This window comes from Sphingomonas aliaeris, from assembly GCF_016743815.1.
Classification (GTDB): domain Bacteria; phylum Pseudomonadota; class Alphaproteobacteria; order Sphingomonadales; family Sphingomonadaceae; genus Sphingomonas; species Sphingomonas aliaeris.
Window position 1 is genome coordinate 3,907,045 of record NZ_CP061035.1, and the last position, 9,618, is coordinate 3,916,662.

Annotated in this window: 8 protein-coding genes; 4 read left to right on the forward strand and 4 right to left on the reverse strand. The window is 65.7% G+C overall.

The window, feature by feature from the left end:
- Nucleotides 1-2: 2 nt before the first annotated feature.
- Both H5J25_RS18600 and H5J25_RS18605 read right to left on the reverse strand, forming a co-directional pair.
- Nucleotides 3-1,004: a threonine aldolase family protein gene (locus H5J25_RS18600; protein ID WP_202093632.1), complete on the reverse strand. Its 1,002-nt coding sequence runs from the start codon at nt 1,002-1,004 to the stop codon at nt 3-5.
- 51 nt (nt 1,005-1,055) lie between these two features.
- Nucleotides 1,056-1,769, reverse strand: a complete 714-nt coding sequence (locus H5J25_RS18605; protein ID WP_202093634.1) for a helix-turn-helix domain-containing protein — start codon at nt 1,767-1,769, stop codon at nt 1,056-1,058.
- A 303-nt stretch (nt 1,770-2,072) separates the two neighbouring features.
- Between H5J25_RS18605 and H5J25_RS18610 the strand changes: the two genes are divergently transcribed.
- Together H5J25_RS18610 and H5J25_RS18615 are read left to right on the forward strand one after the other, a co-directional pair.
- Entirely contained in the window at nt 2,073-3,080 is a 1,008-nt protein-coding gene (locus H5J25_RS18610) for an SGNH/GDSL hydrolase family protein (protein WP_202093635.1), read from the forward strand.
- On the forward strand, nt 3,032-3,526 hold the full coding sequence (locus tag H5J25_RS18615) for a hypothetical protein (RefSeq protein ID WP_202093636.1): 495 nt from the start codon (nt 3,032-3,034) through the stop codon (nt 3,524-3,526). The genes H5J25_RS18610 and H5J25_RS18615 overlap by 49 nt, the downstream gene beginning before the upstream one ends.
- Nucleotides 3,527-3,541: 15 nt before the next feature.
- Here H5J25_RS18615 and H5J25_RS18620 read toward each other — a convergent pair whose 3' ends face one another.
- Nucleotides 3,542-5,671, reverse strand: a complete 2,130-nt coding sequence (locus H5J25_RS18620) for a transglycosylase domain-containing protein (RefSeq protein WP_202093638.1) — start codon at nt 5,669-5,671, stop codon at nt 3,542-3,544.
- 135 nt (nt 5,672-5,806) lie between these two features.
- Here H5J25_RS18620 and H5J25_RS18625 point away from each other — a divergent pair, with 135 nt between their 5' ends.
- On the forward strand, nt 5,807-6,814 hold the full coding sequence (locus tag H5J25_RS18625; RefSeq protein WP_225883234.1) for a LacI family DNA-binding transcriptional regulator: 1,008 nt from the start codon (nt 5,807-5,809) through the stop codon (nt 6,812-6,814).
- A gap of 72 nt (nt 6,815-6,886) precedes the next feature.
- Here the strand turns inward: H5J25_RS18625 and H5J25_RS18630 are convergent, their stop codons facing one another.
- Nucleotides 6,887-7,933, reverse strand: a complete 1,047-nt coding sequence (locus H5J25_RS18630; RefSeq protein ID WP_225883235.1) for a YeiH family protein — start codon at nt 7,931-7,933, stop codon at nt 6,887-6,889.
- A gap of 168 nt (nt 7,934-8,101) precedes the next feature.
- Between H5J25_RS18630 and H5J25_RS18635 the strand changes: the two genes are divergently transcribed.
- Nucleotides 8,102-9,358 (forward strand): MFS transporter, encoded by a 1,257-nt coding sequence (locus H5J25_RS18635; RefSeq protein WP_225883236.1) that lies wholly within the window; start codon nt 8,102-8,104, stop codon nt 9,356-9,358.
- Nucleotides 9,359-9,618: the final 260 nt, after the last annotated feature.

The window sequence follows — 9,618 nt, forward strand, 5'->3', positions numbered from 1 at the left end:
ACTTACAGCGCGGCGATCGCCTCCGCCAACGGAGCGATCGCCGCAGCCTGCTGATCCCAGGAGGTGACGAGGCGCGCCTCGCCGTCCGCCCAGTCGTAGAAATCGAAGCCTTTCGCGCGGAGCGAGGCCGCCTCCGCCGCCGTCACCCGCAGGAACACCTCGTTCGCCTCCACCGGATGAAGCAGCCGATTGCCGGCCGCGTTCGCCAGCAGGGACGCGCCCGCATTGGCGGCGCGTGCGGTTTCGAGCCACAGATCGCCGTCCAGCATCGCGAGAAGCTGTGCGGCGAGATACCGGCCCTTGGACAAGAGCAGCCCGGCGCGCTTCCGCCGCATCAGCGTGGCATCCGCCAGGTCCGGCTTGAAGAATATCAGCGCCTCCGCGCTCATCCCGCCATTCTTGACGAAACCGAAGCTGAGCGCCTCGACGCCCGCCTTCCACGTAACCTCGGCGGGGGAGCAGCCGAGATGCGCGACGGCATTGGCGAATCGCGCGCCGTCCATATGGAAACCGAGTTTCCGCTCGCGCGCCAGTTCGCCGATCGCCGCGACTTCGCCCGGCGTATAGACGCGGCCATATTCGGTCGCGTTGGTGATCGAGATTGAGTGCGGCTGAACGCGGTGGACGTCGTTCGCGATGGCGTCGATCACGGTCCGGATCGTGGCCGGCGTCAGCTTCGCGCCATCGCCATCGCAGAGCATCAGCTTGGCGCCGTGCGTGTAGAATTCGGGCGCGCCGCATTCGTCGTTCTGGATATGCGCGTCGCGGTGGCAGACGACGCCACCATAAGGCGGGCACAGGGCCGCAAGCGCGAGGCAGTTCGCCGCCGTGCCGGACGGCACCCAGAGCGCGCGGACGTCCGTTTCGAAAAGGTCGGAGAAGCGACCGTCCAGCTGCTTGCTCAGCGCATCGCCGTCATAGGCGGTGTCGAGCGTGTTGGCGGTGGTCATCGCGGCCATGACGGCGGCGTGGACGGGGGCGGCGTTGTCGGAGAAGAAGCGCATGCCCCGGCATTTGCGTGGCGCGGCGGGATGCGTCAACCGCCGTGATCGACGTCAGAGTTTCGCCAGCATGCGCGCCCGGATGCGGGCGATCGCGAAGATTTCGCCGTTGCGCAAATCGGTCGCCGTCACGACGCTCGTGCCCGATTGGTCGGGGTCGGCGATCGTGCCGCGATTGCTGTATCGCGCGACGAACGGTCCGCCGGGGCCGCGGAAGATGCAGACCCATTTCTCGGCGGGACCGGCCGCGTCGATATCCGCGCAGATGATCGCGTCGCCCTCCTCCAGCCCGAGCGCGTCGTAATCGGAGGGGAGTTCGGTGATCCACAGCCCGGTGGTGGTTCCCAGCCGACGCGCGAGCCAGTCCTTCCGGTACGGCACGGTTTCGAGCGGATCGCCCTTCGACGTGTCGGTCAACGCCGCGAGCCGGTAGCGCGGAATCGTGACGAAGTCGGCATCGGCGACATCGACCAGCGATCCGCCAGTGCCTTCGTCGCCCAGCATCAGCCATCGCGGCGAGACACGGAGTGCGTCGGACAGGCGGAACAGGTCGTCGCCCTTCGGAATGCTGTCGCCCGATTTGTAGCGGGCGAACGTGCTGGTCGGGATGTCGGCCGCGCGCGCGAAATACGCATCGCTGAGGTCGAGCCTAGCAAGCGTCGTCCGAAGCCGGTCTGCAAAAGCAGACTTTGTTGGATGGGATTGATTATCCCGAAAACGGGACGTAGTGGCCCGATTGTCGATCGCCTTGGCAGTGCGGCCAGCCATAACGCAAGCTTCCATGTAATCCGGTCCTGAAAACGGGACGTAGCGGTAAAATCATCTTTTGCGCAGCGCCAATCGCGCAGCCGGACGATCGAGCGGACTTCGAACAGGGGGATCATGACATGCCGGATACACTTTCAGCAGCAGCATCGGCGGGGAGCGGTCGCGGATGATCGGCGTCGGACTCAGCATTCCGCAGACTGTCGTTCGCCGCCCGCGTGACCCCGGCCCGGCTGACACTGGTCGGTTCTTCGGCTCCCGCACCCAATATTGGGGCGATCGCACGCCCGTTTTCGGAAAGGTATCATGATGGCCCTGCAACGTATCGATACGACGACCGGCGCTGGCGATTCGGCTCAGGCCGGCGGCGACAAGATCAACGCGAATATGGTCGCGCTCGCGCAGCGGGCGGGGCGGCATAGTCCGATCCATTGTATGTTCGACGGCGACAGCAAGACCAGCGAGATCAAGTCCGGATTGCAGTGGATGGCCTATTTCGAGGGGCTGGAACTTCGCCTCGACGGTGGCGATCTGGGCGTCGGGGGAAGCAATAGCGGCACTGGCAGCAGCAATCTGCTGAGTCCGGCGCGCCTCGCGCTGGCGAGGGCGGCGCTCGATGCGCATTCGGCCGCCGGGCGGACGGTCGATTATTTCCTGACGATCGGGACCAACGATCTGTCGGCCAATCTGGCGCCGGCGACCACGATGGCGAACATCCGCAAGTTCCACGAACAGTATCTGCGCCCGCAACCCTGTTTCCGATATCTGATGCTGGTATCGGTCGATCCGCGGTCGCCGGGCAGCCCGGCCTCGGCGTCGCACCTGTACACGACCAACCGGCTGTACGAACATTATGCGTTGGTCAATCCGTTCGACGTGATGTTCGTCGATACGTCAGGCGTGATGATCGATCCGGCGCTGGGCAATGTGAACGGCCATCCGATACCGTTCAACACGACGGCCGCGCCGATGCCGGTCGGGGCGGTGACCGACGATGGGCTGCATTGTTCGAATTACGGCCGCTATGCGAAGCGCTTCGCGACATTGCCGCTGCGGGATCTGTATCGCCGCAAGCCCGCCCGGAGCCTGTCGCGTGCGCTCGTCTTCGGAAATCCGAACGCGACGGGTGCCAATATGGTGGGGGCGGACGGACGGATCGTCGCGCCGACGGGCACGATCAGCCTGACGAACAGCGGCACGGGAACGGTCACCGGCCTGCCGCCCGCCGGATCGACGCTGGGGGAACGATCGACGGAACGCTCGGCGTGGCATTCGCCGCCTCTACCGTATCCGTCAGCCAGCATGGCGGGCTGATACCGAAGGGCGCCTGGCCCGCGGTGCGGGTCGCGTTCAGCGGGACCAGCGGGGCGAACACGACCGGGCTGACGTTCAGCTGGCTGGTCAGTGCCGACTCGGCCATCGTAGTCGGGGACGTGGTCACGGCGGGCGCGCTGCTGAACTTCAACGCGATGAGCGGCCTGATCGGGCTGAATGTACGCGCGAACAATCCGAATGCGGTGGGCGGGACACAGTTGGGTGTCTCCTCCGTGGGGATATCCCCCGCGGCGCAGGTGATCGCCGCGCCACTGGATGGTCCGATGCTGCTCGAAGGAGACGACACGCCGGCGACCGCGTCGCAGGGTGCGTTTTTCCTGTCGCTCGGCGTCTACCTTCCGCCGAATACGGCGATCAGCGGCAGCATCGACCTGCTGACGATCTTCGCCGAACGGATCGGCGCGATCCCGGCTGCTACGGCTTGATAAGGCCGGGCGGGGTCATGGCTCCTCGTCCGGAAACGGTTCGTCCCGCGGCGCGCGTTCCTCGCGCCGCGGCGGCGGACGCCGTTCCCCGTCGCGGGAGCGGTTCAGTTCGATGCTACCGTCCGGCCCGACATGCAGGTTGAGGCCGAGGCCTTCGATATCGCCTTCGGGCAGGTTGATGCCGTCGATACCGAACAGCCCTTCCTCATTGCCGGACGCCTCGTCGACGACCGGATCCGGTTCAGGCGCCACGGCGGGGCCGACCCGCAGCGCGCGCATCATGAAATCGCGCCAGATCCGCGCGGGAATGCCGCCGCCGGACAGGCCCGCATTCGGCGTATTGTCGTCATTGCCGACCCAGACACCGACGACCAGATCGCCCGCAAACCCCAGGAACAAGGCGTCGCGGCTATCCTGAGTCGTTCCGGTCTTGCCATACGTCTTGACCGACAAAGCGGCCTGACGACCGGTGCCCGTCTCGGCAGAGGCGGACAGCAGGTCCAGCATATGTTCCTGCACGTCGCCTGCGAGCGGCCGGGATCGTTCGGTCAACGTCTGATACCAGCTGCGATCGCCCTCCGCCTCGACGCCGTGCGCGCGGACCGGATAGGATTTTGCGGCGACCGCGGCATAGGCCGTCGTCAATTCAAGCAAAGACACGGTCGAAGTGCCGAGTGCGATCGTGGCCTCGCTGGCGATCGGGGTGGAGATGCCCAGATCGCGTGCGGCGCGAATGACGTTCTTGACGCCGACCTGCTGGATCAGCCGTGCAGCGGCGACGTTGCTCGATTTGGCGAAGGCTCGGCGCAGGGTGATCTTGCCCTCATACCGGCCGTCGCTGTTGCGGGGGCTCCAGTCGGCGATCGTCACCGGCGTGTCCTCGACCAGCGAATCGGGCGTCAGGCCTTCGCGCATCGCCGCGAGGTAGACGAACAGCTTGAACGCCGAACCGGGCTGGCGCTTCGCCTGTGTCGCGCGGTTGAACGGGCTGTCGGCATATTTCTTCCCGCCGACCATCGCGACGACGCGACCATCGGGCCGCATCGCGACCAACGCGACCTGTGCATCGCGCAGGCCGGCGCTGCGGACCGAGCGTTCCGCAGCGGTCTGCAGCCGGCGGTCGAGCGTCGTCTTGACCGTCGTCTCGCGAACGATCTCACCCGCGCGGTCGCGCGCTTCGGGCAGGACCCAGTCGGCGAAGTAGGTGCCATCGGGCAGCGGCTTGATGCTGTTGGTGGACAACCGGGCCGGCCGCACGTCGGCGGCCTCGCGCGCAGTGATGAAGCCGGCATCCGCCATTGCGGCGACGACCAGCTTCTGCCGCGCGCGTGCGCCTGACAGGTTGACGGTCGGGGCAAGCTTCGACGGTGCCTTCACCAAGCCGGCGAGCATTGCGGACTGGCCAATGGACAGATCGTCCGGCGACCGGTTGAAGTAATGTTTCGCGGCTGCGGTCAGCCCGTAGACGTTGTCGCCGAAATAGACGTTCGACAGGTAGCGCGACAGGATCTCGTCCTTCGACAGCCACGCCTCCAGCCAGAATGCGATCATGACCTCGCGGATCTTGCGTGCGGCGGTGCGGTCCGAATCGAGGAAGGCGTTCTTCGCGAGCTGCTGCGTGATCGTGCTGCCGCCCTGGCTTCGCCCGCTCGACCGGACATTGTGCCAGAAGGCGCGCGCGATACCGCGGGGATCGATGCCCCAATGCGACTTGAAGCGGCGATCCTCGATCGCGAGGAAGGCGTTGGTGACGTTCGCGGGAAGCTTCGCCGCATCGACGGGTTGCCCGATGATCGCACCACGCCGCGCGATCGGCGTATTGTCCTCCGCCAACAGCGTGATGCTGGGCGGGGTCAGGGGTTCGAGCGACTTGGACAGCGGTGCGGTAAAGGCGAGCCAGATCACCGCGAGCACGAACAGGACGATGCCCAAACCCGCGATCCGCATCGGCCAGCGCCACCGCGATCCGCGACGGGGGCGGACGGAGTCTTCGGAATAGTCGTCCGGTTCGCGATCGTAGTTCGGCGGGGGCGGGGATGCGGGCGGCGGGGGTGGAGGCTCCGTCGGGCCATAGGCGGCCGGATCATAGCCGCGAAGCGGCTTGGCAGGGGGCGTCGTGGCCGGATCGAAAGGGTAAGGTCGCATCTGTTTCCAGGTTCAGCCCGCTGGCGAAGCAGCAAGCGGCTGTATTATCAATATAGCACAGTTGCCGCAAGCGGCTGGACGCATCCGCCGGGCTGGGGCACATCCGGGGTCGAAACGAATTTTCGGAGCAACTTCGTGCGCGTTACCATCAAGGACGTATCTCGCGAAGCGGGGGTTTCGATCAAGACGGTATCGCGGGTGCTGAACAACGAGCGATATGTCGGGGACGATACGCGCGAGCGCGTTCAGGCAGCGGTCGCACTGCTCAACTTTCGCCCAAGCATGGCGGCGCGATCGCTTGCGGGCAAGCGCAGTTTCCAGATCGCTTTGATCTGCGACAATCCCAGCCCTTATTATGTCTACGAGATGCAATCGGGCATCCGCGATCGCTGCGTGCAGGACGGGGTGCGGATGATCGCGCAGCCTTATGACCGCGATTCGGCGACGTTGATCGACGATGTCGAGAGCCTGGTCGATGCGACCAGCGTCGACGGGCTCATACTGACCCCGCCCGTGACCGACTATCCCGCGATTCTGGACCTGCTCGCGCGGCGCGGCGTGCGGTTCGTGCGCGTGTCCCCCGGGGGCGATACCGGGCTTACCTCGTGCAGCTTCATCGACAATGTGGCGGCGGCCCGGACGATGACGGACCATCTGATCGGACTGGGCCATCGCCGGATCGGATTCGTGAAGGGGCATCCCGATTACGCCACCAGCGCGCACCGATTCTGCGGGCTATGCCGAGGCGCTGGCGGCGGCGGGCATATCGCACGAACCGGAGCTGATCCGCGGCGGCTTCTTCGATTTCGCGTCGGGGGAGCGGCAGCGGAGGCGATGTTCGACCTGCCCAATCCACCGACCGCGATCTTCGCGTCCAGCGACGATATGGCGGCAGGCGTTCTGGCCGCGGCGCACAAACGCGGGCTGCGCATTCCCGACGACCTGTCGGTGGCGGGGTTCGACGATACGGCGCTGGCCAGCGTCGTCTGGCCACCGCTGACGACGATCCGGCAACCGACGCGCGCAATGGGGTATCAGGCAGCGGACCTGTTACTGGCCGGCGACGACGCCCCGATCGAGCGGCGCGAGGTGCCGTTCGAGCTGGTCGTGCGTGGATCGACGGGGCCGGTGCGGGGGGCGTAAGGGGAGGCGAGACGTATTGATCGGGCGCGACCGCCTGCGTCACTGCTTTCCCCGTAGGAGAGATCGTACCCCTTATCCGATGAACAGCATGGCGGCGGCGAGCGACAAAGCGAACGCCACGACGGTCGCGACCAGAATGACGAACAGCGGCTTGGGCCCGGCCTCCAGCAATTGCGACAGCGGGGACCGGATGGCCGTCGCGGTGACGGCCGCCGCCAGCAGCCCGCTCGCGATCTGCTCCGCACCGCGCGCCGCGACGGGCGGGATCACGCCGAACGAATTGATCCCGGCCAGCACGAAGAAGCCGACGACGAACCACGGTATGCCGGGGCCCTTGGCGCGTGATTCGTCCCCGCGCAGGAAAAGCGCGACCACGGCCAGCACCGGCGCGAGCAAGGCGACTCGCGTCAGCTTGACGATCGCCGCGATCCCGCCCGCGGCGTCGGAATAGGAATAGCCTGCGCCCAATGCCTGCGCGACATCGTGGATCGACGCGCCGAGCAGGAAACCGGCGCGCAGATCGCTCATGTCCAGCGCGTGTGCTGCGATCGGATACACGACCATCGCGGTCGCCGACAAAGCGGAGATTCCGACAAGGACCATCGTCAATTGTGCCTGGCTGGCGCGTTTTTCGCCCAATGTGGTGGCCAGGGCCATCGCCGCGGACGCACCGCAAATCGCGACGGCGCCGCCCGCCAGCGTTCCGAATGCGGTGTCGAAGCCGAACCGTCGCGCCGCGACTATCCCCGCCCCGATCGTCAATGCGACGATCGCCAGCACGCAGAGCAACGCCACGGGTCCGAGTGCGACAATCTGCCCGAACGTGATTCGCACGCCCACCAATACGATGCCCCAGCGCAGCAGCGATCGCGATGCGAAGGCGAGTCCCGGCGTGAGCCGCGTATCCGCGGACAGGAAGTTCAGCGCCAATCCGATCAGCAGCGCCATCAGCGTCAGGGGTGCGCCATAATGATCCGAGATGAACGCAGCCGCCAGGGTGCCGGCCGCGACGATCACCAGACCGGGCAGATATCCGCGCCAGGTCGCCTTGGGCGACGGCTCGATATCGCCGTACAGGTCGGCGGCCATCGGCAGTGGACGTTTCGTGATGCTTGCCATTGTCACCCGTGGAGTAGATCGTGCCGGCCTGGTCTTCCATGTTTCCCCGGTTGAGGAAAGCGGCCGCAATGGCGTCGCAGACGATCGGTATCGACGGGGACTAGCGCAGATCGCGCGGGTATGACAACGTTATCGGAACGAAAAGACAGCATGACATGATGGGGCAGGATGATGGCGGGATTTTGGGCAGCTAGAGGCGGGGGAGCCCGCTGGGTCATCGTCGCGATGGTGTTCGTGGCGATCATGCTCAATTACGTCGATCGCCAGATCCTCGCCCTGCTCAAGCCGACGCTGGAGGCGCAGTTCGAATGGTCCGATCAGGATTATGCGAACATGGGCACCGCGTTCCAAGTCGCGACCGCCTTTGCGTTTCTCGGCACAGGCTGGTTCCTCGATCGCGTCGGGTTGCGGATCGGTTTCGCGCTGGGCGTGCTGGTGTGGAGCCTGGCCGGAATGGCGCATGCCTTCGCCACGACCGTCCCCGCATTCTTCGCCGCGCGCATCCTGCTGGGCGCGGCGGAGTCGGTCGGTACGCCGGCCGCGGTGAAATCCGCCGCGACCTATTTCAACCACAAGGATCGGCAGATCGCTTTGGGCATCGGCAACACCGCGCCCAATATCGGCGCGATCATCACGCCGTTGTTCATCCCGGCGATCGCCGTCGCCTATGGCTGGCAGGCGGCGTTCCTGATCGCCGGTGGGCTGGGCGTCCTGTGGGTGATCGTCTGGTTCGCGATTCGCATAAAGCCGGTGGCGCTGGATGCCGTCGCGCCGGTGCGGGTGCCGTGGCTGAAGGTGCTGCGCAGCCGCGAGACGGCGGCCATCGCGATCGCCAAGATCCTGTCCGATCAGGTGTGGTTCTTCATGCTGCTCTGGCTGCCGGACCTGTTTCACCGGCTGTTCGGGATGAAGCAGGGGACGCTCGGCCTGCCGGTCGCCTTGGTCTATGTGCTGGCAGCATGTGGAGCGCTGACGGGGGGCTACATACCGTCGAAGCTGATGGGCATGGGCTGGAGCGTGAATCGTGCGCGCAAAACGGCGATGCTCGGCTATGCGGTGCTCGTCCTGCCAGTGGTGTTCGTGCAGAGCGTGGGAAGCCCATGGACGGCCGCCCTGTTGCTGGGTCTCGTCCTGTTCGCACACCAGGGATTTTCCACCAACGTATTCGGGCTGACGACGGACATCACCCCGGCGCGATCGGTCGGGTCGCGGATCGGTATCGCCGCGTTCTGCGGAAACCTGTGTTCGATCGGGATGATCCAGTTCCAGGCTTATGCCTTGTCGCATGGCTGGGGGTACGGCCCGGCGCTCGCCATCTGCGCCGGTTCCTATCTCGTGGCGCTGGGCGTCATCCATCTGCTTATCCCCGTGATCGTGCCGGTGGAGGAGTCCGAGCGCGGCGATGGCTTGGTCGCAGCGCATTGAAGACGGCGCGTTTCCGGCATCCGTCAAAAAATCGATCGGGAACGAAAAAAGTGAGAAACGGTTGTTGACAGCCCGAGCCGAGGACCATAGATAGCCGCCTCCAGCAGCGACGGCCTAACGGTCCAAGCGGTTGGGTCCTCGCAAACCACCCCGATAAACCGGGGGATCGGCGGCGAGGTTAGCGTTATCTCTGATGACGATCCCTTCGATCTTAGGATTGGAGCGTATCGTCTTCTTTGGTCGTCTCGGCGGCCGTTATG